Raw genomic sequence first — 23,046 nt, 5'->3', positions numbered from 1 at the left:
GCATCCGGTACATCCGGCCCCCCACGCGCGCTTCCAGGAGGGCACACCGTGCACCGCCGGCACAACGGCCTGAAGACCGCCGCCCTCCTGGGCGGCATGTCCGCGTTGATCCTGGTCATCGGCAGCTTCTTCGGCCGAGGCGGCCTGCTGATCGCGCTGGTGATCGCGCTGGCCACCAACGGTTACGCCTACTGGAACAGCGACAAGCTGGCGCTCCGCGCCATGCGCGCGAGGCCCGTCAGCGAGTTCGAGGCGCCCGGGCTCTACCACATCGTCCGCGAGCTGGCCGGGCAGGCCAGGCAGCCGATGCCCCGGCTGTACATCTCGCCGACCGAGGCGCCCAACGCCTTCGCCACCGGCCGCAACCCGCGCAACGCCGCCGTCTGCTGCACCGAGGGGATCCTGCGCCTGCTCGACGAGCGCGAGCTGCGCGGCGTCATCGGCCACGAGCTGAGCCACGTCTACAACCGGGACATCCTGATCTCGTCGGTGGCCGGCGCCATGGCCTCCGTGATCATGTTCCTGGTGAACTTCGCGTGGTTCATCCCGATCGGGCGGGACGACGACGAGGGCGGTCCGGGGATCTTCGGGATGCTGCTGGTGATGATTCTCGGCCCGATCGCGGCCTCCCTCATCCAACTGGCGGTCAGCAGGTCCCGCGAGTTCGAGGCGGACGCCTCGGGGGCGAACCTCACCGGTGATCCGCTGGCGCTGGCCAGCGCGCTGCGCAAGCTGGAGGCCGGCACCCAGGCCCTTCCGCTGCGCCCCGAGCCCCAGCTGGAGACGGCGAGCCACCTGATGATCGCCAACCCGTTCCGCCGGGGCGAGGGCCTGGCCAGGATGTTCGCGACCCATCCGCCGATGGCCGACCGCATCGAGCGGCTGGAACGAATGGCGGGCGGCCGCCGCTGACGCCATCCTGATGGTGTGCGAACCATACTCAACATCATCTGGCTGATCTTCTCCGGCCTCTGGATAGCCCTCGGCTACGCGATCGCCGGCATCCTGTGCTTCATCTTCATCGTGACGATCCCGTTCGGCATCGCCTGCTTCCGGATCGCCGTCTACGCGCTGTGGCCCTTCGGCTACCGCGTCACCGAGCGTCATGACGCCGGGGTCGCTTCGGGCGTGGGCAACATCATCTGGCTGGTGATCGCCGGGATCTGGCTGGCCATCGGCCACATCCTGGCGGGCATCTCCTTCTGCGTGACGATCATCGGTATCCCCTTCGGCATCGCGCACTTCAAGATGGTGCCGATCTCCCTGATGCCGCTGGGCCGGGAGATCGTGCCCACCTCGCAGCAGCTCCCCAGCTACCACTGGAACCGACCGTAGCGCTGGCACCACCCCCGCAGTAGTGACGATGGGTAAGGGAGAACCTGTCGAAAGTCAGGGGTTCGATCATCCCGCGGACGGACGCGGCGCCATGATCACGATGGTTACGCTCCGTGCATGAAGTTCGTGATCTCCCGAGGCGCCGCCACCGTGGCGGCCGGCCTCGCCCTGGCTCTCGCGGTCCCCCTGGCGTCCACCGCCGCCGCGGCCGGAGCCGCCGCTCCCGCGCCGGCCTCCGGCCCGCCCACCGACCAGGCGTCCGTCGACCTCCGGCTCCCCGAGCCCACCGGCCCGTCCGCCGTCGGCCGCGACACGCTGCACCTGGTGGACACCGCCCGCGCCGACCCATGGGTCCCGGCGGCCGGCGCCCGTGAGCTGCTGGTGTCGATGTTCTACCCGGCCAGAGCCGGCACCGGGCGGCCCGCCCCCTATCTGGCCGCCGAGGAGGCCCGGCTGCTGCTGGAGAGTCAGCGGCTCGAGGGCGTGGTCACGGCGGAGGAGGTGGCGGCCACCCGGATCACCTCCCGGGTCGGCGCGCGGCCCGCCGCCGGCCGCCATCCGTTGGTGGTGCTCTCGCCCGGCTTCTCGCTGCCGCGCACCACCCTCACCCTGTTGGCCGAGGAGCTGGCCAGCCGCGGCTATGTGGTGGCCGCCGTCGACCACGCGTACGAGTCCGTCGGCACCCTCTTCCCCGGCGGCCGGATGCTCACCTGTGTGGCCTGCGAGGCCGCCGACGACCTGGCGGCGGTGGCCGAGGGGCGCGCCGCGGACCTGTCCTTCGTGCTCGACCGGCTCACCGGGCCCCGGCCCGCCTGGCGCCACGCGGGGCTGATAGACACCACCCGGATCGGCATGGCCGGCCACTCCATCGGCGGCAACGCCACCGCCGTCACCATGGCCGGTGACTCCCGGGTGCGCGCCGGCGCCAACCTGGACGGCACCTTCTTCGCCCCCGTGCCGGCCGAGGGCCTGGGCGGCCGGCCGTTCCTGATGCTGGGCACGGAGTCCCTGCACCGCCCGGGCGGCGGCGACGAGTCCTGGGATCAGGGCTGGGCCCGGCTCGACGGCTGGCGCCGCTGGCTCACCGTCACCGGCTCGGGCCACTTCACCTTCATCGACCTGCCGGTGCTCGGCGGACAGTTGGGGCTGACCGATCCGGAGGCGCCGCTCTCCGGCGAGCGGTCGGGCGAGATCACCCGGGGCTATCTCGCCGCCTTCTTCGACGCCCATCTGCGGGGGCAGCCCCAGCCCCTGCTCGACGGCCCCACGGCGGCCAACCCGGAGGTGGTCTTCCAGGGAGGCTGAGCCGGCGGCCGCGGGGCTACTCGGCGGCAGCCGACGCCCGGCGGTTGCGCAGGTACCTGATGCCCTCGTGCAGCACGGTGATGCCCAGCGCCAGGCCGAGGCCGAGCGCCACCCCACGCAGCGGGTTGTCCTCGAAGGCGGCGCCGCCGATGTATCCGATGCCGGCGGAGTAGACCGCCCAGCTGATCGCCGCGATGGCGTCGTAGCGGGAGAAGCGGGCCAGCGGATAGCGGGTGGCGCCGGTCGTCAGGGTGGCCGCGGTGCGGCCGCCGGGGATGTAGCGGGCGATGACGAGCACGAGCCCGCCGCGTTTCTCCAGCATCTCGCCGACGCTCAGATACGCCTTGTGGGTCCGGCTGCCCGGCTTGAGCCTGGCGAAGACGCGCCGACCGGACTTCCGGCCTATGAAGTAGGAGATGTGATCCCCGGTGAACGCACCGAGGGCCGCGACGAGGATGACGAGGAGCAGGTTCGGGTTGCCGTCGGCCGCCGCGAAGACCCCCAGGGTCACCACCAGGGTCTCGCTCGGCACCACGGGAAAGAAGCCGTCGAGCTTCGCGACGGCGAAGAGCGCCACATACACCCAGGGGGTGGCGACAAAACCTTCGATGGCGTCGAGGATCGCATTATCCACGTGCTCAGCCTAGGCAATCGAACGTGCGACCAGGATCTGCCCTTCGGTAAGCCGTGACCTTACTTTCGTCAGGTCACCGCTCAGAGCCAGCCGTTCCGCCGGAATCCCCGGTGGATCAGGTAGCAGGCGGTGACGATCACAGCGAGCACCAGGGGGTAGCCGAACCGCCAGTGCAGCTCGGGCATGTGGTCGAAGTTCATGCCGTAGACCCCGCAGACCATGGTCGGCACGGCCAGGATGGCCGCCCACGCGGTGATCTTCCGCATGTCCTCGTTCTGGGCCACGGTCACCTGGGCGAGGTTGGCCTGCAGGATCGAGTCGATCAACATGTCGTACCCGTTGATCTGCTCCGTCACCCGCGACAGGTGGTCGGCCACGTTGCGGAAGTAGCGTCGGATCTCCGCGTCGACCATCGGCAACTCGGTCTCCGCCAGCAGCCGCAGCGGCCCGTCGAGCGGCGCCACCGCCCGCCTGAGCTCCAGCAGTTCCCGCTTCAGCTGGTAGATCTGCCCCGGGTTGGCGCCCCGCCCCCGCGAGTCGGAGAACACCGCCGACTCGATCGCGTCGACGTCGTCCCGCACCGCCGCCGCGACGTCCAGGTAGTGGTCCACCACATGGTCCGCGATGGCGTGCAGCACGGCGGACGGTCCCATCGCCAGCTGCTCGGGCGACGCCTCGAGCGCCTCCCGCAGCGGCCCGAGCGAGCCGTGCCCGCCGTGCCGGACGGTGATGACGAAGTCCGGCCCCACGAACACCATGATCTCGCCGGTGTCCACCACCTCACTGCTGTCCGTCAGTTCGGTGTGCTCGACGTACCGCACGGTCTTGAGCACCGCGAAGAGCGTGTCGTCGTACCGCTCCACCTTGGGCCGCTGGTGCGCGTGCACCGCGTCCTCGACGGCCAGCGGATGCAACCCGAAGAGCTCGGCCACCTCCGCGAACTCACCCTCCGACGGCTCGTGCAGGCCGATCCACACGAACCCGCCCCGCCGCCCCCGAACCCGCGAGATCGCGTCCCGCGCGCTGTACCGTCCCTCCCGGCGCACGCCGTGCCGGTACACCACGCAGTTCACCACGGCGCTGCCCAGCGGCTCCCTGGCCCGATGGCTCAGATCCACCCGCGCGCCGTCACCCACGGGCCCGCGACGGGCCCGCCGGAAGACCTCCCCCAGATTCCCTATCATCGGTAGTTGACGAACTGCACCGCGAAGTCGAAGTCCTTCTCCCGCACCAGCCGCTGCACTTCCTGCAGCGCGTCCCGGCTCTTGGAGCTGACCCGCAGCTCGTCCCCCTGCACCTGCGCCTTGACGCCCTTGGGGCCCTCGTCCCTGATCAGCTTGGCCACCTTCTTGGCGTCGTCGGTGGAGATCCCCTCCTTGACGGTGGAGTACAGCCGGTACTCCTTCCCCGACGCCTGCGGCTCCCCCGAGTCCAGCGCCTTCAACGAGATACCGCGCTTGATCAGCTTCGTCTGGAAGATGTCCAGGACGGCGTTGGCCCGCTCCTCGGCGTTGGCCCGGATCTCGATGCGCTCTCCCGACCAGGCGATGGAGGCCCCGACGCCGCGGAAGTCATACCGCTGCGAGATCTCCTTGGCCGCCTGGTTGAGCGCGTTGTCGACCTCCTGCCGGTCGACCTTCGAGACGATGTCGAAACTGGAGTCGGCCATGGTGGTAAGGCTCCTCGAGACTGTCACATCGGGCGTGGTCGCCGCACAGCCTAGCCACCCCCACCCCGGGATCCACCGCCACAACCGAGTGGCGGACCACCCCCACGCATCGGGTATCGTTTACCGCGTCGCAAGGCGGTGTGCCCGAGTGGCCAAAGGGAGCAGACTGTAAATCTGCCGGCTCAGCCTACCCAGGTTCGAACCCTGGCGCCGCCACCCCAGCGATTTGGCCCCTGACCTGCGGAAACGTAGTCAGGGGTCGTTCTTCTTTCTCCGGTACCCCGCTCGGCGGATTGCGCCACTTGCCCCAGTTCATCTCACTCGATTTCGCGTGCTGACCAGTGCGTGTGGGGTATGTGTGGACAGAAGCGAGCGGCTGGTCGTTCGGACTCATGCCGCCAGGCAGACGGCGAGCCTGGCGTTCTCGGTGTCGTCGATGAGCTTCGTGTAGGTGCAGCACCGTGACGCTGTGGCCGGCGCGATTGGCGACGGCCCCGGGGGCGACGCCGGTGCCGAGTCAGTGGAGACGCAGACGTGGCGGAGGTCATATGGCCGTTTGGCGAGTGCGGACTCCAACTGGGCCCGCGTCGGCACAGCTTTGCGCACACGGGTCCAGAGCTTGGCGTAGCCGCTCTCCTGCGGAAGGAGCGGCCGTTTGGCGCGGTGCCGCAAGTCTCAATGTGCCTGTGCGGCATGGCGGCGAGCATGGAAGGGGGATGGGGACCTCGCCGTATGGGTCCTGCGTGAGCGCTTCTTCAGCCGCCGCCGCTCGTTGCGCCTTGCCGCGCTGTTCATCCGACTTCTTCCAGAGCGCCTGCCATCGGGCAGAACCGGAATCGGTGCCCGTAATGGCCACACAGGGCCCGTCATGCGGACGTGGGCGATCCGCCCGGCGGTGCGCCGGGCCAATGGCCGTTTCGCGGTCACCCATGAGGATCTGCTGCGAGCGGATCCGACCGGTCCTGGCCAGCATGCTGGCTGTGGTGACTCCACAGTCGCGCGTAGGCTCCCTCTTTCTGTAACAGTTCGTCGTGATGCCCGTGCTCAACCACCCGCCCCGCGTCCAGAACCGCGATGACGTCCGCTTCTGCGGCGGTGGACAGCCGGTGGGCCACCAGTACCGTGGTCCGTTTGGCGGTCAGGCGCCGCCTCGCGTCCCTGACCAGCCGCTCGCTGGTGGGATCAAGTGCCGCGGTCGCCTCGTCGAGGATGAGAAGACCAGGGTCGACCAGGGCCGCGCGGGCCAGGGCGATGAGCTGGCGTTGGCCCATCGACAGTCGTCTCCCCCCTTCGCCGACCTCCTGTCGGAACCCCCTGGGCAACGTGGCCACGGCGTTCAGGGCGCCTACTTCCCGGGCCGCAGCCTCGACCCGAGCGTCCGTCGCCTCGGGAGCGCCGTAGCGAATGTTCTCCGCGACGTCGCCCTCGAACAGGTAGGGCTCTTGGGGGACGTAGCCTATGCGCTGGCGGTACCGCTCCGAGGAGTAGCACCGGATGTCCACGCCGTCGACGAGTATCGTGCCCGGTGCTGGTTCGTAGAGTCGCACGAGGAGTTTGACGAGGGTCGACTTGCCGGCTCCCGTGGCACCCACCAGCGCCACGGTTTGACCAGGCAGGATGCGGAGCGAGATGTCCTCGACGGCCGGATGGCTCGTTCCCGGATATTGGTGTGTGACCTTACGCAACTCGATCTCGCCGCGGAAGCGCGCGGGGGGCTGGACGGTCCCAGCGGTGCGATCGGCCTCGTCGGCCGGTAGTCGGAGGAGCTCCTGAGTGCGCAGCAGGCCAACCCTGGCCTGGTAGTAGCTGTCCAGTACCAGGGAAAGTTGCTGGACGGGCGAGAAGAACTGGCTGACGAAGAGGAAGAATGCGATCAGTACCCCGGGGCTGAGGGAGCCCTCAGCCACCCGCGTAGCCCCTACGGCGAGAACCGCCACCTTGGCGAGCTCCCCGCACAGGGTCAGCCATGGATAGTAGATGGCGGAGTGCAGGTGGGTGCGGACGCGGGAAAGCCGGTAGTGGTCGGAGAGGCGGGCGAACTCCTTGATCTGATCGGAGGCGCGGCCGGCGGACTGTGAGAGCCGGAGGCCTGAGATGTTCTCGAGCAGGCTGGCGTTGACCTTGCCTATCCGTCTTCTCGCTTCGAGGTACCACCTGGTGGAGAGGCGCCAGAACACAATTGTCGCCAGGGCGACCAAGGGCAGCACCGCGAAGGTGGTCAGCGCGAGCGACGGATCTACGGCCAGCATGGTGATCGCCAGTGCGAGCATGGTCACCACACTGACGACGGCGATGAGTACCCCGCTCTGGAGGAAGTCCGCCATCGCGTCGATGTCGTTGGCGACGCGGGTCATGATCTCGCCGCCGCGCTCTCGTTCGTAGAAGTTCAAGCCGAGACGCTGAAGCTGGGCGTACACTCGGACCCGCAGGTCGAACAGCATGCGCTCGCCGCTACGGCGGGTGACCATCACCTGTGCCCCGAGCACGAACCAGTTGAGGATGACCGTGATCAGGGCGACGACTACGGAGCCAATGAGCACCGGGCCCGAGCCGTTTCCAACTCCCGCGTCCACTCCGTGCTGTATCAGGAGCGGCAGCGATACGGCGGCCAACGTGCCCAGCGCGACCAGTGACAACCCGGCGAGCAGCCCGCGCCGGACGGGGCGGAGCAGGACCGGTAACCCGAAGTCGAGGCAGGGCCGCAAGAGTGGGGCCTCGTCGACTCCCGGACGTTCATCCGCCGGGGGCAGCGCGGCCACCGCGCGCCGCAGTGCCGGCGCCTCGACGGCAGCGTGCTCGTCCTTCGGGGCGGCGGTGTCCGGCCAGAGCGAAGGGGGGTGTTCCCTCCGCGCCTCGGCCTCTGGGCCCCCCGCTGGCGGGTGACGCTCGGCCGGTTCGGTGAAGAGGGCGACGAACTGGGGGCAGCGCCGCCTCAGTTCGGCTTGCGTGCCCATGTCGATGATGCGTCCCTCGTCCAGGACGGCGATTCTGTCCGCGAGTTCGAGCGTGGCACGTCGATGCGCTATCAGTAGGGTGGTTCTGGTGGCGGTGATGGTGCGCAGACTCTCGTGGATCGCGGCCTCGGTCGTGGTGTCCACCGCCGAGGTGGCGTCGTCGAGGATGACCAGCCGTGATGTGCTGAGCAGCGCTCGGGCCAGCGCGATCCGCTGTCGCTGGCCGCCGGAGAGGGTGTGTCCTCGTTCTCCCACGACCGTGTCGTAGCTGTCGGGCAGCCGGCTGATGAACTCGTGGGCCTGCGCCGCCTTCGCTGCGGAGAGGATCTCCAGGTCGCTGGCCTCCGGACGACCATACGCGATGTTGTCGCGGATGGAGGCCGAGAACAGGAACGCCTCCTCGAACACGATGTCCATGGCAGTGCGCAATGACTCGAGACGGTAGCCCCTGATGTCGGCCGTCCTTCCCGGTGGCCCGAGGCGAATGGCCCCTGACTGGACGTCGTAGAAGCGTGGCAGAAGCAGGGAGACCGTTGACTTTCCCGAGCCCGCGCCACCGACTAGGGCTAACGTCTCCCCTGGGCGAAGGGTGAGGGAAAGTTTGTTGAGCACGGGGTCGCTGCGTCGGTAGCCGAAGTCCACGTCCTCGAACTCGACAGCCAGTGGACCGTCGGGAACGTCCACGGCGTCGGGAGCCTCGGTGACCGCGGGCTGGGAGTCGACGATCTCGAACACGCGTTCTGCTCCGGCGCGTGCCTGCTGCGCGATGACCAGGAAGTTGGCGAGCAGCCGCGCCGGGACGACCAGCATCGCCAGGTATCCCGCGAAGGCCAGGAACGTTCCCAGATCGATGTCGCCCCGCAGAGCCAGCCAGCCGCCGACGGCGAGTACCCCGATCTGGCCCAGGGCGGGGAGCGTGGTCAGGGCGGCGATCGGGCGGGCATGAAATCGTGCGGCCCGTGTCCATTCGCCGTACAGGCGGCTGGCCGCGTGGGTGAACCGGGCCGTCTCACGGCTCTCTTGGCCGAATCCCCGCACTACCCGGACACCGCTGACGGTGCGTTCGACATGACCCGCGACCTCGGCGGCCTGCTGCCGAGCGGACCACGTCGCCGGGTAGAGACGCTGCCGGCTGCGGACGGATATCCAGACGAACGCGGGCACGATCGTCAGGGCGACGATCGTGAGGAATGGCGAGAGCCAGAGCATCGCCGCGAGCGCCACCACGAAGAGCGCTACCGCGCCGATGGGGATGGGGATCATGCTGAGCATGACCTGGATCTGCTGGAGGTCACTGTTCGCCCTGGAGATCACCTGCCCCGTGCGCAGGGTGTCCTGGCGGGCGCCGTCGAGCCGCTGTACGGAGGCGAAGATCGCTGCGCGGAGCGCGTGCTGCACGCTGAGCGCGAGCCGGCCGGAGACGAACCGGCGGGCCGCCTCCGCGCCGAACTGGATCAGCGCCAACGCGACCATGGCCGTGACGAGCCAGGGGATGCGGCCGGTCTCACCGGCTACGGCGTCGTTGACTCCCAGCCTCAGGAGCAGCGGGCCGACGGCCTCCAGCGCCATTCCGAGAACGGCCGTGACCAGGATGGCCGACGCGTCGCGGCGGTGCCGCATGACGATCGAGGCCAGCCGCCGGATCCAACCGGAGCCCGGCCGGTCCGCCTCAGACATCGGCGGCTCTTGTTCCGTCGCCGTGGCGGCCGCCCATGAGCCCACGTGCTCTGAGGCTCGGCACCAGCACGTCGCGGAAGACCTGCGCCTCCTCCAACTTCGGATATCCGGACAGGATGAAGCCGTCCACGCCGTCTTCCCGGAACTCGGTCAGTCTTTCGGTGATCTGTTCGGGATCGCCCACCAGGGCGATCGACGCCCCGAATCGGGCGGTTCCGATACCGGCCCACAGGTTGGGCCCGACGACGAGATCGTTGCCGGCGGACAGGGCGCTCTGCCGGGTGCGTTGGGATCCGGGGGCGTGCCGTTGGGCTTGGACCGTCGCCAGCACCCTCTCTGACACCTGGCTGGTGATCTCATGTGCTGCGGCCCATGCCTCGTCCGTGGTCTCCCGAACCACCAGGTGGGCGCGCATGGTGACCTTGATGTCCGGTGGTAGTCCCGGGGTCGCACGCAATGCCCGTACCTCGCGGACCACCTGTTCCCGCGGGGCGGCGAACATCAGGTACTCGGACCCGTGTTGGGACAGCGCCTGTCGTGCCTGGGGCGACGACCCGGACATGGCTAGGGGTATTCGCCGCCCGGGTGGCACCCGCAGACGCATACCCTCGGCGTTGTACCAGGTGCCGTGATGGTGCACCGGACGGCCGTCGTAGAGGACTCGCGTCAGTAGCTCCAGCCATTCCGACAGCCGGCTCAGACGGCTCTCCCGGTCGTCGGTGTCACCGATCCAGCGGTCCTCGGCCCAGCCTCCCGTGGTCACGTTGAGTCGTATGCGGCCGGGGAAGATCGCTTCGAGACTGGCCACCATGTGCGCGGCCTGACACGGATGGAGCTGGTTGGGACGTACGGCGATCAGGGCGCCGACTCGACTGGTGCGGCTCAGCACGGCCGCGGCGGTGGTGAATGCTTCCAGATCGTTGTCGAACGTCGTCGGGACCAGAAGTTCCGAGCAGCCCGCGTCCTCCGCGGTCTGCGCTATCGAGGTCAATCGGGGCAGGTCGGGCGTTCCGCACTCGGGTGGCCACGTCCCGATGTGGTGGACGTCGGGGCTCAGCGGGAGAAACCAGGAGAACCTGGCCGGACGGATGGATGTGGTCAACGGTACTGCCTTTCGTTTCGCGTCATCGTCCGGAGGAGGGCAGCGATCCGTTCGCGCGCTCTCGGCAGTAGCCCAGGTGGTAGCCGAGACCCGCGTACCCGAGAGGTGTTTCCGCGTAGAACGCCCGGTAGGGGTCGCGCTCCACTCGACCAGCCCACTCCTCGTGGTAGAAACCGGGGTTGGCGTCCCCGGCCCGTTGGAAGCAGGCGATCGCGGCGTGCCAGTCACCGGCGGCCTGAGCCAGCAGCCCCTGGTTGATGTCGGTGTGTAGCGACTGCGGGTCGCACTCGCGAGCCCTCGTGAAGCACGCGCCGGCATCGGCGTGTTGGCCCAGAACCATGAGCTCGACGCCGGCCATGTTGTGCAGGGCGGCGTTCCCGGGGTCCACGTCGAGACCCTTCTGATAGGCCTCCAACGCCTCGCCGTCCTTACCGAGCGAACGCAGCACATGACCACGGAACAGCCAAACGATGGGAGACGCGTCGTCCAGGGCCAGCGATCGGTCGGACAACTCGGCCGCTTCCTCGAAGTGGCCGAGGGTTCGCTTGATGAGGGCCTTGTACCCCACGAGCAGCGCATCCTGTGGTTTCTCTCTGAGCTGATCCTCCATCAGCGACAGATAGCGGTAGGCCTTCGCCTCGCGATCGGCGATCGGACGGCAGTGACCGAAGTGGTTCATGACCACTGGCGCCGGCGTCACCGTGCCGCCCGCCTCCGCGATGCTGGCCGCTACCGACTCGTTGATCTTCCGGCGGTAGGCGATTCGCCCGTCGTTGCGGAAGAGCTTCAGCTCCCGGCCCGTGTAAAAGGTGCCGGTGGCGAAGAAGTTGTAGCGCAGCAGACGTGCCCCGAGCACCTGCTCGTCGACGGAGTCGATGAACTCCAGGAGCTTCTTCCCCTCGGACGCGATGACGCGCTCGTCGGCGTCGAGGAAGAGGATCCAGTCCCCGTCCGCGCGTACCAGGGCCTCGTTGCGGGCCGCCGAGAAGTCGCCATCGAACGGGACCTCGCAGAAGGCGTCCGCCAGTTCCCACCCCATGGCGATCGTGTCGTCCGTGGACCCGGTGTCCACGATGACGATCTGGTCCACGAACGGGCGCGCCGATTCCACACAGCCTCGCAGGTATGCCGTTTCGTTGCGGACGATTAAACACAGGCTCACCGTCATCGTTCGAGATCCTCCACGGGGTGTCGGGACATGGCGAGCGTTTCGTTGACGAAGTCAAGACCGAAGTCGAACAGGGCGCGTCGAGCACTCGGGTTCTCGAAGAGGTGGTCGCTGGCCAGCGACGCGACCTTGCCGCCCCGCGCGTGAAACCACGCGGCCTGGGTCGCAACCTTGCTGTCCGCGTCGCCATACACGAGCGCGAAGGGGAGACCCGTGGAGAGGAGGATGTCGCGGGGGCGAATCGTCTCTCGCTCACGGAAGAAGGTGTCCGGGAGGTGGAACTCGCCCTCTCTGATCGGGGTGATCTCCTCGGTGACGAAGCGAACGTCCTGGATGAGATCACTGGACAGCAGCAGCACACCGACGGGCCGAGGTCCGTCCAGGGTTCGCAACTGCTCGGCGGCCAGGACCGCCGGCACGCCACCGATGCTGATACCGGCACAGATCAGCGGGGTGTCGCGGGGGCAGGTGTCGAGTGCCACCCGCGTGAAATCCTCCGTCATCGAGGCGAACGTGGTGTCCTCGAACTTTCCTTCCGAGTCCCCCGAGCCCCGCGCGTCGAAGCGGACCACGCGGATTCCCGCCGCCTCGCACAACTCAGCGGCGAGCCGCGAGAGCAGTTCGGTGGGGCCCACCCGGTCGCCGGTGAGGCCGTGCGCGAAGCACAGCGCGCCGCGCGCCGGCTGGCGCGTCGGAGTGTCCACGACCACCAGGCACCGGACGCCCCCCGAACGTATCCATCGCTGTTCGCGGATCACCGTTGACCGGGAGATCATCCCTCCTCCCCGGAGATGGAGAGCAAGGACTCGGGCATGGCGGCCAGGAACCACAGAGCGGTACGTGGTTCCAGCCCTCGGGACACTCGAACATCCGCCAGCGAGGCCGATTCCGGATCGGACTGAGCCAGGTGGAGAGCCTGAGCCAGGCGGCCCTGGAACTGCCGCGGAGGCAGGACGTCGACGGCCGGTACGACGGCGAGCCTTTGAGGTATCCACCAGGCTCCCCGCAGCACCCGGTCCACGTCGGAGCCGGGCGACACCGTTGCGGAGGGGGCCGTCAGCGTTGGAAGCGCGCCCGTGGGGTCTCGGCAGAGTTCGACCACTTGGCGTGGCACCGCGAAGTGCCGGTGCTGGAGCAGCCAGTCGCTGCTCAGCCAGCGGTTCGCTGGCCAGCGCGTCGCGTCCATCAGCGGTTGCGTCGGCGACGCTCCGCGTATGGTGCCAACGCTGACGATGTCACTTCCCGCGACGAGCACATCGGCATGTGCTACCGCCGACCGGAGGGCGGTGCCGGGTTCCGTGCCGCGCGGTGTGACGAGATGGGCGTCGGCGTCCAAGGCGCCGTAGGGCACACAACGGACTCCGTCCCGCAGGACCTCTCGTTCGAGACCCGAGACCGCCAGGGTGAAGCGCCGCTCGCCGCTGGCGATGGCGACTCGCTCGGCGAGCGTGGCCACCGTGGTCCCCATCGTGAAGCGCGTCGAATTCCACACTAGGGCGCCGGGGCGGACGCGAAGTGCTTCTAGGGCGCGGTGGCGGTCGCCCGATTCGCGTGCCGGGTCGAGGGCAGAGCCGTCGACCGCGGCGGTGCGACGGGCGCGTTCGGCGCGATCCGCCCATAGGTATACGGCGAGCAGCGCTTCGGGAAAGATCTCCCGGGCGGCCCGGCCCTCGACGACGAGGCCGCCGTCCCGCAGGGCGCCTCGCAGGGCGGCGTTCACGCGGGTCTGCCATGCGGCCGACGCCCCGAGACTCGCGGCGGCGTTTGCCGTGCGGCTCCCGGCGAGTTTCCCCTCGGTGAACGTCTGGTCGCCCACCCGCACCACCGGATCGTTGACGCCGTCCGCCGCGCGCACGAAGTCTACGACGATCTCCGGGGCCGACATCGAGGTGGCGCCGACCAGACCGAGCGCCCGGTACACCATGCCCACCGACAGCCATCGCCAGCCGAGCCGGGCCGCCAGCCCACGTGCCACTGCGGTCTTGCCGACACCGTTCGGGCCGTCGACGCAGATGACCCGAGCTGCCGCGGTCACCGGTGTCCTCCACCCGGCCGGGGCGCCCACACGGCCTTCATCGCCGCGTCGAGCACCGCGTCCGGAGCATGGCCACCATCCAGCACGGTGACCGGTGACGCACTCGCCTGGCCGGCGAGCGACCGCATCTCCTTGACACAGCGGTCGAGGAAGCCGGCTCCCTGACCGATCCCGGGAGGTCCCTCGCGCGCCGCGACCCTCGCCTCGGCCACCTCTGCTGGAACGTCCAGAAGAAGATGCGTGTCAGGGCGTGGCAAAGCAGTGAGCCATGGCAGCCACTCGTCCAACTCGACACCGAACGCCCTCTGGTTGGCGAGGTGGTCGAGCAGCCATCGGTCGGCCACCACCCAGGTCCCTCGGGCCAGCTCGGGACGGCAGAGCGCCACCGCGTTGTCGGCCAGCACCAGGGTGAAGTAGCCGGCCAGCCACCGTTCCCTGGCATCGAGCCCGGTCTCCAACTCCACCTGGCGGGCCCACCGGGCCAGGGAGGGCGATCGCGGCTTCAGAGCCGACACCTGGAGTACTCGGTGGCCGTGGTCCTGGATGGCGGCCGCCACTCCCGCGGCCAGGGTGGACTTTCCGCTGCCGTCCACGCCACTGATCGCGATCAGATGCCCGGGGTCCTTCACTATGCCTGTCCTCCAGTGCCTTCCGGACGTATGAGGTGACGAGAGAGAAGATGCGCGATCCCGGTGCGGTCCGACTCCAGGCGCAACAGGTGATCCCTGCCGCACACCAGCCGGCTGCGGCAGGGCTGATCCGCTCCGGCCGGTACCACGGAGACGTCCCAGCACTCGGGCGTTCGAGCCGCGTCGAGGACACCCTCCACCAGCGGATCGAGCGTGCGGGCCGGCACCGTCAGGCCGCCGACCAGGTTGGCCTCCGCGCCGCACCACTCCCAGAACGTTCGCTCTTCTCCGGCTGGCCGGTGAGTGGCCGTCACGTTCGACGGCCACGGCCCGGCCGCGGTCCGCCGGGCGATCCACCACGTCAGCTCCCGAGGGGGCGGGGGGTAGAGCGCGATCCGGCGACCCGACGGCGCCACTCGTGCGAGAAGGGCGCTGTGCAAGCCGCGCGCGACGACGTGCACTCCGAGGGCCCCGTGCCGCTCCGCGGTCGCGAGGGCGTCATCGAGTTGCTCGTCCCAGACGTCGAGATCTTTCTCCCCGAGGCTCTCGCCGTAGCCGGACAGATCGAAGCGGACCGCCACCAATCCGTACCCCGCCGCGACGCGTGCCGTGGTCGCCTGCCAGTAATTGTTGCCCGTTCGGTTCTCGCCCGGCGCGTGGACGAACAGCACCCACCACCTGCCCTGGCCCTGAGGGCTGTACTGGCTGTCGCGCGGGGAGGTGACAAGCAGCGGTTCGTGACGCTGGTCCACCAGCTCCGTGTGGGTTCCGCCGTCCACGTGACCGGCCGTCACCGTGGCTCCTCGACGTCACCGTGGACGCGTTGCCAGCGTATGCGGTCCTCGCGCCACCCGGCGGCGGCCAGCCGCAGCCGCAGCGGCCCTGCGTCCGGGCTCAGCACCAGATCGCTCTCGGCCACATGGAAGCCTTGGTGGCGGGCCTCCGCCAACAGCCCCTGGGACATCCGGTGTGAGTGCCCCCTGCTCCGGTGTTCCGGCAGGACGAAGACGTCCACGATGTAGAGCACGTCCCGCCCGCCGTATCGGTCGCTTCTTCGCAGGCCGAGGCCGTGACAGACCGGCTTTCCATCGACGCGTCCCACCAAGGGGACCGTGGCGGACGTGTCGTCCAGCTGATAGCGGGAACGCGCCCAGGCCGCGAGATCGACGGCCGACGGCCGTCCGTCCAGCCCCGCGAGCAACGCCCTGCCGAGGCACTGATAGACGAAGTCGTGCTCCTGAGCCAAGGCCGGGCCCACTGACAGGGCGGCGTCACCGTGGCTCCTGTCGGCCGGCTCCGGCACCTCGTCGGTTCTCCGGCGCAGAGTGGCCAGGACCTGTTGGAAGCCGGCCCGTGCCAACACCTCGTGTTGAAGGGGGGCCGAGGCGGGGGTCACCACGTTCACGACCTCGGCCGCCTCCAGGACGCTCGGCTCGGCTGCGGAACCGGAGGCCAGGAGTGCTTCGAGCGGTTCGCCGTCCGTCGCGGTCAGATGATCGAGGAGGATTTCGACGCGCCCGGTCAGCGGGTGCCGGTGCTCCGACAGCGCGGCGTATGCGGCACCGAGGCCAGGCGACTCGACCCTGAGCGCCTTTCTCGTGTTGAGGGACTGCACGGCCCGGTGCCGCACCAGCGCCCGGTCGGGCAGCGGAGCCCCGTGTTGCCGCTCCAGGTCGTCAAGCCGGTGTTCAAGCCATGCGGCGGCCCATGGCTGCTGCTCGTCGAACGTGGCCGAGTGCCGGCGGTCGGGAGTGGACGTCACGTGCACGGTGGTTCCACCTTCGGATCATCAGGGCCAGCAGAGGAGTGGGTGCCGGCGGACTCCGGCGCCGGCGAGGGGACGAAGGCGATCGCCGAGTATCCCCGGGGGACCAGCGGGTACAGAAGTGCCTCATAACCCGGAAGACCGGCGGCGGCGGCGACCCTTCCCGAGCCCCGGACCCGGGGTGGGACCGGCAGCAGGAACACAGGCAGACCGAGCCGGAACCATGGACCGGCCGGCAGAGAGGTCACGACGCGTCGTGCCAACGCGGGGGTGCCCACCGACCGCGATCCGCGTACCACGCTTTCGAGTGCCGCCACCACGCGGCGCCGCCACCGTCCGGGCACGTCCGACCGTCGGCCCACGGGTGTTCGGGATCCCTGTGGCGGGGTGGCCCACAGCGGGCCGGTGCTGGACCCGAGGGCGTCGCCGAGCAGACCGCTCCTCGTCTTGCGCCAGAGCGAGATCAGAGCGCCGCGGGCCTCTGGAACCGGACGCAGCCTGTTCCAGACCAGGGGCCACCGCGCGCCACGGCGAGCGAGAACGAGGAGGTCCAACTGGTCCCGGAGGGAGTAGCTGCCCTCCCGCTCGACCAACTCGACCGCGAAGACGACGGTTTGCCAGTCGAGTGGGAGGACCGGTGGATGTTCGCCGCGGCCCCGGGACTCCAGCGAGAGCCAGGCCGACTCCGGAAGCGGCAGGGCCCGAACCCGGTCGACGGCGGGGCCCAGAGTGAGCAGGTCGAGATACATGGGATGGTCGAGATCGGGAACCCGCTTGTTGAGCGCCACCGCTGCCCAGAGGTCGGCCGCCTGCCGCCGGCAGACGACAGGACGTGCCACGTAGTATCCGACCTCGCCGAGGGCACGCAGGGCGACAGGCAGATCCGCACCGCGCCTCAGCAGTATGTCCACGTCGTTGAACTGCCGGACATGACCGGGCGGATAGCGTCGGCCGAGCGCGGAGCCGCGCAGCAGCACATACTCGATTCCGGTGGCGGCGAGTCGACGGTTGATGGTGATGAGCTCACGGTTCAGGACTCGGTCCCGGTCGCGCAGCCGCGCGAGCTCGGCGGCGGCTTCGTCCCCGAGCGGCAGCCCGAGACGTTCGGCCGCCGCCAGTACCGTGAACGCGACCTTGTCCCGGCGGAGCGCCGCCACCGTCGCGCCGTCCGGCCGGCGAGAGGGCGGTGCGGCCTCCCGGGCCACGCCTGGGGGCCGTAGCGCGGCGCGCAGGACGTGGGCCGCGTAATCCTCTTCGCTCATTCCGCGCTCCCTGGGATGGGCCCCGGGGCCGCGGGCTGCGGGATCAGGAGGGAGGGCTCGCGGCGGCCTCGCACCAGTTGGGGTAGTCGTGATCCGCCGAGAACGCTCTGGCGACGGCCGGCGGCGGGAAGACGGCCCCGCGGTGCAGATAGGCGTCGGTGAAGCGTTGAGTGGCCGTCAGCGCCAGCCGCAGCTCGTGCGCGTTCAGCGAGCCCGACACAAGCGCCTCTCCCGCCTCGTCCAGGTCCACGGCACGATAGGTCGGCCCCATTCCCTCGACCACGAGATCCAGATAGCGGTCGTGCACCGTGAAGAGCGGAAGCCCGCCGCGGTCCTCGCTGACGAAGGAGACGACGTCCACATACCACTCGTTCCGCCAGCCGAACGGCTCGTAGACCAGCTGGACATCCTCCTCGATCAGCCAGAAGTAGCGCCGCGGCCCGTCGTGCCGATGGTAGATCTGGTCCGAGTAGAGGAGGTTGTCGATCAGCCGCGCCGCGACCGGCGTGAAGCCGTGGTCTCGGAAGGCGACCAGTGCCGCACGCTCCGTCCCGCTTCCCGCGGCCCCGACGGCGCCACCTCGTCCCATGTCGCACGCTCCTCTTCGATCGCACTCCGCCGTCCCATGGTGGTCGGAGTATGGATGCGGAAAGTTTCCAGGAGCCGGGGACCGCGCAAGGTGAAGGGGGGGTGTCATCCGCACGGGCCGAAGGGGGAGTCGCGATGGACCTGATCATTCTGGTCAGGCATGGACAGAGTGTCGAGAACGCGCTCGGAGCCGGCCTGGGGCCCGGGAGCCACGGCGACGCGTTGACCGACCTGGGGAGGCGACAGGCCGTCTCGTGTGGTGGCTGGCTTCGCTCGCTGGGTCTCGGGAGACTCACGCTCCACACCTCGCCGGCTCGCCGGGCAAGGGAGACCGCCCGGTTGTTGGGCCTCGGCGTTCCCGAGACGGTGTCGCCGGCCCTGTCGGAGCGGAGCTGGGGCCGGTGGTTCGAGGGAGTGTCCGATCGCGACAGCCCGGATCGCCTCGCCGAGGCCCGCCGAGCCGCCGGGCGTGATCCGTGGGACTGGCGTCCCGAGGAGGGAGAGAGCCTTCGTGACGTGCGTGCGCGGGTGACCGCGTGGTTGTCGGAGAGACAGGGCCGGGGGGCTGTCGTAGGGGTGACCCATGGCGAGGCTTTGCTCGCAGCGCGCGCGGCCGTCGAAGTCCGGTGGCGGGCCTGGCCGTTGCCGCTCCCGGGCGGTGGTTCCACCCACTCGCCGCCCAACGGCGCGGCGCTGCTGTATCCGTGGACGCCGGGATTGGCGCCCACCCGGAGGGGGTTCCTCCCCGATCCGATGGCGGCTGACGGGGCGTGGGATTCCGTCCGATGGCAGGAGAGGGAGCCGGGCCCTGGCCGGGAGTCCTCGGGTGAGCCGGCGCGTGGCCGGCTCACGGGCGAAACCTTCCCGTGATGACGGCGGCCCGCCGTGTGACCTCCAAGGGGGGCTCGAACGGCTCGAGGGCGTCGGCGATCGATGGTGGCGCCACCTGTGGACGGATAAACTCGCGGGCCTGCTCCAGGCTTTCGAAGGTCACCGTGCCCTCGACCTCCGTCACACGCACCTGGTGCGCGACGCCGTCCAGCAGACGGGCCGCCTCCTCGGCCGGAAAACTCAGCCGGTACCGTACGCGCGGCACTCGGCTCCACAGTTCTTCCATGTGCCGATTGGCATTGGTCGTAAGACAGAGGAACGCACCCGGCCTTGCCACCCTGGCCAGCTCTCGCAGCGACGCGTCGATGAGCGCGGACGGTAGGTAGTGCAGCACCCAGGCCCCGACAACACAGTCGAACGAATCATTTGGAAAGGGCAAATCAGGGAGCGCCGCCACCAGGGTTGATACTCCCTTCGTCGAGGCCAGTCGAGCCATACGTGGTGAAACGTCAAGCGCCACCGTGCGATGGCCGCGCTCGGTCAGCCAGGAGGCCAGTTCCCCCTCGCCGCAGCCGACTTCCAGTGCGTCGCATGGCGGGAGTGCGGTCAGTTCCTCTCGAAGGACCACCCGGGCATCGGGCCCGAGACTGCCCTGGTACACCGACTGCTGAGCGCGATAGCCGTGCTCTGAAGCGAATGCCTCACGTGCCCGAGTCAAGAAAGCGAGCCGCTCTGCGGCGGTCGACGGATTCACCTATGCCCCTCCTGCTGGTCAGCCGTAGCGGGGATGGCCGTGAACGGTAGTTGAAAATCGCCTTCCCGGCTACAAGGCGTCGAGATCCAGCCGGATTTCGAACGTTTTGAGACGCTGATTCGATTTGGTGTGTGATCAAAAGTGTCGATGTTCAGGCATGTAATCGGAAAGTGTTGGCTGCCGCAGTGCGGCACCTGATTCCATCCGTATGCGCATCCATCGCAGGAAGGAACAGCGGATGACATCTGGCCGTCCGATTGACGTGTCGTTACAGTCGCCCACACTCAGCGGCGAGGATATGCCATTCGAGCTCGTCGGATTCACCTCGGACCCGATGCAGACGTCTGCGGGAGAGGCCACGCCACCGTGGAGCAGGTGGCTGCCGATCTCGGTCAACGACACGTACGGCGATCCGTTCATCCCCGAACAGATCGAGAACACGACGGCCAAGCTGGCATCCCTGTCCGACCACAACGCGCCGATTGCGATCTTCACCAAGGCCGGCTACTCGAGCAGGGTGCTGGAGCGCCTCGGCGCGGTCACGCATATCGACAGGGCGGTGATCTTCTACTCGCTCACCGGGCTCGACGAGGGCGGTATCTCGTTCGAAGAACGCGTGCGCATGATCGCCGCTCTGAAGCGCCTGTTCCCCAACACCCTGGTCTTCACCCGCCCGATTATCCGAAACCGGAACGATGATCCGGGAACGCTCCGTCGGCTGAGCGAGGTGGCCGCAGCTCACACGGGTCTCCTGGTGCTTGGCGGACTGCACGATGCCAAGAAGCGGAAGAAGATTGAGAACTCCGTCGAGGATCAGCTCATTGCCTATTGCGATGAACTGGGGGTGAAGACCTTCCATAAGACGAGCTGCGCTGCGGCTTGGCTGCACGGGCGGGATTGCTGGGTTCATGACCTGAAAGGTCCGCGCAATCTTGATGTGCTGGTCTCCCTCGGGTACGAGTTTGGGGTCACCGATGGTCGAGTGGTCTTAGAGCAAGGGACAACCGGTGACATTAACTTTATTCGCATGATCACCTCGAGCGAGGTGTTCGTGCACAATCTTGTGAGCAACTATAATTTGCTTACGCTGCCATCGGGGAAAAGGAAACTGGAATCCACTTCTTCGTGGTTCGCGTGGTCGGAGAATATCGACACCTGCTTGGACTGCAACTACTGCATCATCAAGCAGATCGAGTACCTGAAGAAGATGCGGGTTCGCATCGGGGTTCACCCGAGTCGGCTTCCGGAGATCGTCACCGGCGCGCGGACGACAATTGATTTTGAGAGGTTTCGGCTCACGAAGCTTCCGCGCGGCGAGTCAGGCAGACACACCTACGGAGACGTCCGAGTCACCAAGCCTTGTCGTGCCAGGGTCTATGCGTCGCCCACGCGAACTTCCGGTTCCTCGGTCCCCCGATTCCACTAGATCTCCCCTCGTCTCCTGACATCTCCGTCGACAAGGAGCAGGTCAGGTAAGCCACGCCCAGTCCCGGGCGATCCCGGGCGAGCAGAGAGGAGGTGACTCATGGACAAGACCGTCATCCCGGCGGAGGACGAATGACTGGACGAGCATGAGTGTGGACTGCCGTCGTTGGTCGCCTGATCCTGCCGAACGGATCAGGAGCGGGTCGTTCCCCCAGCGCTGAGGCTGTCCACGCTGCGCCGCCGACCGCCCCTTTGGCCGATCGCTGAGGGGCGGTTGGTGATGTTTACGAGCGGGCCAGGCGCGCCGCATCGACTCATCGTTGAACTGCCCCACGGCGCATCACCTCCTGCCTTGCCGGCGCCCTTGGCGTGGACTGGGATTTCGAGGCGTGGACTCCACCGCCAAGGCCACCACAGTGGTAGTGGGATTCTGCCGCAACCATGCTGGGTGAAGCCGCCGGAAAGGTCCCAAACCGTTTTCCGCCCGCCACGTGATCCACGTGACGTCTACGGGCTGGCGGGATCCGCGGGGGGTGACGATAGTGGGGGTGCGAGTGAGGTGCGCCAGAGCACTGCTGGAATCCGGAACGCCGAGCACGGTAAACGGGCAGGGGAACGGGTCTGGGGCGCGGTGAATGGGCTTGCAGAGTGCGGTTTGGAGTTCGTCCCTCAGGCGTTCCCCAGCAGCGCGGGCTTGGCCGTCCGGGGCAGGGAAGGCACAGGTCAGAGGCGGTACGGTGGGGTGAGGCTGAGCCCACTGTAAATCTGCCGGCTCAGCCTACCCAGGTTCGAACCCTGGCGCCGCCACAGTGAAGAAACGGCCCCTGACCTGCGAAAACGCAGTCAGGGGCCGTTCTTCCTTCTCTGGCGTTCCTCCTGTTGGATTGTGGCTTGTGTTCCGTTCTGTCTCACCTGAACTCGCCTGCTGACCAGCGTGTGTGGGGTATGTGTGGACAGAAGTGGAGGGCTGATCGCTCGGGTTCAGGCCGCCAGGCGGGCGGCGATCTTGGCGTTCTCCGTGTCGTCGGTGTCGTTGATGAACTTCGTGTAGACGCGGTGCAGCACGGTGACGCCGTGGCCGGCGCGCTTGGCGACGGTCCCGGGTGCGACGCCGGCGCTGAGCCAGGTGGAGACGCAGGCGTGGCGGAGGTCGTACGGCCGTCTGGCGAGCGCGGACTCCAACTGGTCGGGCGTCAGCACGGCCTCGCGGGCTCGGGCCCAGACCTTGCCGTAGCCGCTCTCATGGAGCAGGCCGCCGCGCAGCGTGCGGAAGAGGCGGCCGTCCGGCGCGGTGCCGTACGCGTCGATGTGCCAGCGCAGTATGGCCACGGGCTCGGGAGGGATGGGGACTTCGCGTACGGCCTTGCGTGAGCGCTTCTTGAGTCCGCGCTGGTCGTGGGCCTCGCCGTTGTCCGTCCAGCCTTTCCCGGACCGGGGTCGGGTCTTCTGCAGCCGCAGTGAGCCGAAGCCTCGTCGTGGTAGGTGGCACTGGTCGGACGATCCCTGCCGGTGCGGGGACGACGCGGCGACCGCCGCCGACGAGATCGGCCTGCACGGACGATCCCCGCCGGTGCGGGGACGACCCTTGTTGACCTGCAGTGATGTGAGACGGAGAGGCTCATTTCATTCACTCGGATGTCGGCGCGGGCATCTCACGGGCGATGATCTCACCGTCACGGATGATCAACGCGCCGAACGGCCCACCCCAGCCGTGCTCCACCGACTCCACCGCGAGGCGTACCGCCTCTGCCATGAATTACTTGTCCGCAACGAATTTCTTCTTCGCCATGACGTCTCTCCGTCACTTGTGTCCGGCCTCTCCCGGCGGTTGTGGGCACCGGGCGAATTCGGATCTCTCCAGTCAGGGGTGTGGGCCTGGCCCATCGGCTGGTGGGGCCGGGGTCGTCCGGGGT

21 protein-coding genes and 2 tRNA genes are annotated in these 23,046 nt (G+C 68.5%); 7 read left to right on the top strand and 16 right to left on the bottom strand.

The genetic code is table 11. From position 1 onward, the window contains the following. Positions 1-48 precede the first annotated feature (48 nt). From htpX to E1283_RS03725, 3 genes are all read left to right on the top strand, one after another. Positions 49-912 carry a zinc metalloprotease HtpX gene (gene htpX / locus E1283_RS03735; RefSeq protein WP_132816405.1) on the top strand — a complete coding sequence of 288 codons (864 nt, stop codon included), beginning with the start codon at positions 49-51 and terminating at the stop codon, positions 910-912. Positions 913-927: 15 nt separating this feature from the next. After that, positions 928-1,335, top strand: coding sequence for a YccF domain-containing protein (locus E1283_RS03730; RefSeq protein WP_132816404.1), 408 nt, complete (start codon positions 928-930; stop codon positions 1,333-1,335). Between the two features lie 117 nt (positions 1,336-1,452). Continuing rightward, the gene (locus E1283_RS03725) at positions 1,453-2,640 is read left to right on the top strand and encodes an alpha/beta hydrolase family protein (protein WP_132816403.1); all 1,188 of its coding nucleotides are present in this window, start codon (positions 1,453-1,455) and stop codon (positions 2,638-2,640) included. Positions 2,641-2,656: 16 nt separating this feature from the next. On the opposite strand, the gene E1283_RS03720 is transcribed toward E1283_RS03725, so the two are convergent. From E1283_RS03720 to E1283_RS03710, 3 genes are all read right to left on the bottom strand, one after another. Continuing rightward, positions 2,657-3,274: a DedA family protein gene (locus E1283_RS03720; RefSeq protein WP_132816402.1), complete on the bottom strand. Its 618-nt coding sequence runs from the start codon at positions 3,272-3,274 to the stop codon at positions 2,657-2,659. Between the two features lie 80 nt (positions 3,275-3,354). Continuing rightward, positions 3,355-4,458 (bottom strand): magnesium and cobalt transport protein CorA, encoded by a 1,104-nt coding sequence (locus tag E1283_RS03715; RefSeq protein WP_132816401.1) that lies wholly within the window; start codon positions 4,456-4,458, stop codon positions 3,355-3,357. Then, positions 4,455-4,943 (bottom strand): YajQ family cyclic di-GMP-binding protein, encoded by a 489-nt coding sequence (locus E1283_RS03710; RefSeq protein WP_132816400.1) that lies wholly within the window; start codon positions 4,941-4,943, stop codon positions 4,455-4,457. Before E1283_RS03710 ends, E1283_RS03715 begins: the two co-directional genes overlap by 4 nt. A gap of 134 nt (positions 4,944-5,077) precedes the next feature. Between E1283_RS03710 and E1283_RS03705 the strand changes: the two genes are divergently transcribed. Then, positions 5,078-5,159, top strand: a tRNA-Tyr gene (locus E1283_RS03705). 707 nt (positions 5,160-5,866) lie between these two features. On the opposite strand, the gene E1283_RS03700 is transcribed toward E1283_RS03705, so the two are convergent. The 10 genes from E1283_RS03700 to E1283_RS03660 are packed head-to-tail and all read right to left on the bottom strand — an operon-like array spanning position 5,867 to position 18,124. Continuing rightward, entirely contained in the window at positions 5,867-9,574 is a 3,708-nt protein-coding gene (locus E1283_RS03700; protein ID WP_132816399.1) for an ABC transporter ATP-binding protein, read from the bottom strand. Next, entirely contained in the window at positions 9,567-10,676 is a 1,110-nt protein-coding gene (locus tag E1283_RS03695; RefSeq protein ID WP_165956003.1) for an LLM class flavin-dependent oxidoreductase, read from the bottom strand. Before E1283_RS03695 ends, E1283_RS03700 begins: the two co-directional genes overlap by 8 nt. 22 nt (positions 10,677-10,698) lie before the next feature. Further along, entirely contained in the window at positions 10,699-11,844 is a 1,146-nt protein-coding gene (locus E1283_RS03690) for a glycosyltransferase (protein WP_132816397.1), read from the bottom strand. Then, on the bottom strand, positions 11,841-12,602 hold the full coding sequence (locus E1283_RS03685; RefSeq protein ID WP_165956002.1) for an alpha/beta hydrolase: 762 nt from the start codon (positions 12,600-12,602) through the stop codon (positions 11,841-11,843). The genes E1283_RS03690 and E1283_RS03685 overlap by 4 nt, the downstream gene beginning before the upstream one ends. Positions 12,603-12,616: 14 nt before the next feature. Continuing rightward, the gene (locus E1283_RS03680) at positions 12,617-13,879 is read right to left on the bottom strand and encodes a (d)CMP kinase (RefSeq protein ID WP_165956001.1); all 1,263 of its coding nucleotides are present in this window, start codon (positions 13,877-13,879) and stop codon (positions 12,617-12,619) included. Beyond that, positions 13,876-14,508 carry a nucleoside/nucleotide kinase family protein gene (locus E1283_RS37010; protein WP_165956000.1) on the bottom strand — a complete coding sequence of 211 codons (633 nt, stop codon included), beginning with the start codon at positions 14,506-14,508 and terminating at the stop codon, positions 13,876-13,878. Before E1283_RS37010 ends, E1283_RS03680 begins: the two co-directional genes overlap by 4 nt. Then, positions 14,508-15,302, bottom strand: coding sequence for an alpha/beta hydrolase (locus E1283_RS37005; protein WP_165955999.1), 795 nt, complete (start codon positions 15,300-15,302; stop codon positions 14,508-14,510). The genes E1283_RS37010 and E1283_RS37005 overlap by 1 nt, the downstream gene beginning before the upstream one ends. Then, positions 15,299-16,276, bottom strand: a complete 978-nt coding sequence (locus E1283_RS03670; protein WP_132816393.1) for a GNAT family N-acetyltransferase — start codon at positions 16,274-16,276, stop codon at positions 15,299-15,301. Before E1283_RS03670 ends, E1283_RS37005 begins: the two co-directional genes overlap by 4 nt. Then, positions 16,267-17,535 carry a nucleotidyltransferase family protein gene (locus tag E1283_RS03665; protein ID WP_132816392.1) on the bottom strand — a complete coding sequence of 423 codons (1,269 nt, stop codon included), beginning with the start codon at positions 17,533-17,535 and terminating at the stop codon, positions 16,267-16,269. The genes E1283_RS03670 and E1283_RS03665 overlap by 10 nt, the downstream gene beginning before the upstream one ends. A 43-nt stretch (positions 17,536-17,578) precedes the next feature. After that, positions 17,579-18,124 (bottom strand): DUF402 domain-containing protein, encoded by a 546-nt coding sequence (locus E1283_RS03660; RefSeq protein ID WP_132816391.1) that lies wholly within the window; start codon positions 18,122-18,124, stop codon positions 17,579-17,581. Between the two features lie 50 nt (positions 18,125-18,174). Between E1283_RS03660 and E1283_RS39810 the strand changes: the two genes are divergently transcribed. Continuing rightward, positions 18,175-18,993, top strand: coding sequence for a histidine phosphatase family protein (locus E1283_RS39810; protein WP_132816390.1), 819 nt, complete (start codon positions 18,175-18,177; stop codon positions 18,991-18,993). Here the strand turns inward: E1283_RS39810 and E1283_RS03650 are convergent. Further along, complete coding sequence (locus E1283_RS03650) at positions 18,971-19,708, bottom strand: class I SAM-dependent methyltransferase (RefSeq protein WP_132816389.1); 738 nt, start codon at positions 19,706-19,708, stop codon at positions 18,971-18,973. The two genes, E1283_RS39810 and E1283_RS03650, sit on opposite strands and share 23 nt — an antisense overlap. A 238-nt stretch (positions 19,709-19,946) precedes the next feature. Between E1283_RS03650 and E1283_RS03645 the strand changes: the two genes are divergently transcribed. Together E1283_RS03645 and E1283_RS37000 are read left to right on the top strand one after the other, a co-directional pair. Continuing rightward, the gene (locus E1283_RS03645; protein ID WP_132816388.1) at positions 19,947-21,134 is read left to right on the top strand and encodes a hypothetical protein; all 1,188 of its coding nucleotides are present in this window, start codon (positions 19,947-19,949) and stop codon (positions 21,132-21,134) included. A gap of 727 nt (positions 21,135-21,861) precedes the next feature. Further along, positions 21,862-21,940: transfer RNA gene (locus E1283_RS37000), tRNA-OTHER, on the top strand. Positions 21,941-22,114: 174 nt separating this feature from the next. On the opposite strand, the gene E1283_RS03640 is transcribed toward E1283_RS37000, so the two are convergent. Then, entirely contained in the window at positions 22,115-22,462 is a 348-nt protein-coding gene (locus tag E1283_RS03640; protein WP_132816387.1) for a site-specific integrase, read from the bottom strand. Between the two features lie 298 nt (positions 22,463-22,760). Then, the gene (locus E1283_RS39405; protein WP_279571234.1) at positions 22,761-22,886 is read right to left on the bottom strand and encodes a tRNA-specific adenosine deaminase; all 126 of its coding nucleotides are present in this window, start codon (positions 22,884-22,886) and stop codon (positions 22,761-22,763) included. Between the last annotated feature and the right edge of the window lie 160 nt (positions 22,887-23,046).

Source organism: Streptomyces hainanensis (assembly GCF_004348415.1).
In the GTDB taxonomy this organism is placed as follows: domain Bacteria; phylum Actinomycetota; class Actinomycetes; order Streptomycetales; family Streptomycetaceae; genus Streptomyces; species Streptomyces hainanensis.
Note: the sequence above shows the minus strand (reverse complement) of the source record. Positions and strands in the feature narration are given on the sequence as shown.

Coding starts and splice junctions, on each gene's coding strand:
- E1283_RS03725 (WP_132816403.1), top strand. CDS start 1,453: ATGAAGTTCGTGATCTCCCGAGGCGCCGCCACCGTGGCGGCCGGCCTC.
- E1283_RS03715 (WP_132816401.1), bottom strand. CDS start 4,458: ATGATAGGGAATCTGGGGGAGGTCTTCCGGCGGGCCCGTCGCGGGCCC.
- E1283_RS03710 (WP_132816400.1), bottom strand. CDS start 4,943: ATGGCCGACTCCAGTTTCGACATCGTCTCGAAGGTCGACCGGCAGGAG.
- E1283_RS03700 (WP_132816399.1), bottom strand. CDS start 9,574: ATGTCTGAGGCGGACCGGCCGGGCTCCGGTTGGATCCGGCGGCTGGCC.
- E1283_RS03690 (WP_132816397.1), bottom strand. CDS start 11,844: ATGACGGTGAGCCTGTGTTTAATCGTCCGCAACGAAACGGCATACCTG.
- E1283_RS03665 (WP_132816392.1), bottom strand. CDS start 17,535: ATGAGCGAAGAGGATTACGCGGCCCACGTCCTGCGCGCCGCGCTACGG.
- E1283_RS03660 (WP_132816391.1), bottom strand. CDS start 18,124: ATGGGACGAGGTGGCGCCGTCGGGGCCGCGGGAAGCGGGACGGAGCGT.
- E1283_RS39810 (WP_132816390.1), top strand. CDS start 18,175: ATGGATGCGGAAAGTTTCCAGGAGCCGGGGACCGCGCAAGGTGAAGGG.
- E1283_RS03645 (WP_132816388.1), top strand. CDS start 19,947: ATGACATCTGGCCGTCCGATTGACGTGTCGTTACAGTCGCCCACACTC.
- E1283_RS39405 (WP_279571234.1), bottom strand. CDS start 22,886: ATGGCAGAGGCGGTACGCCTCGCGGTGGAGTCGGTGGAGCACGGCTGG.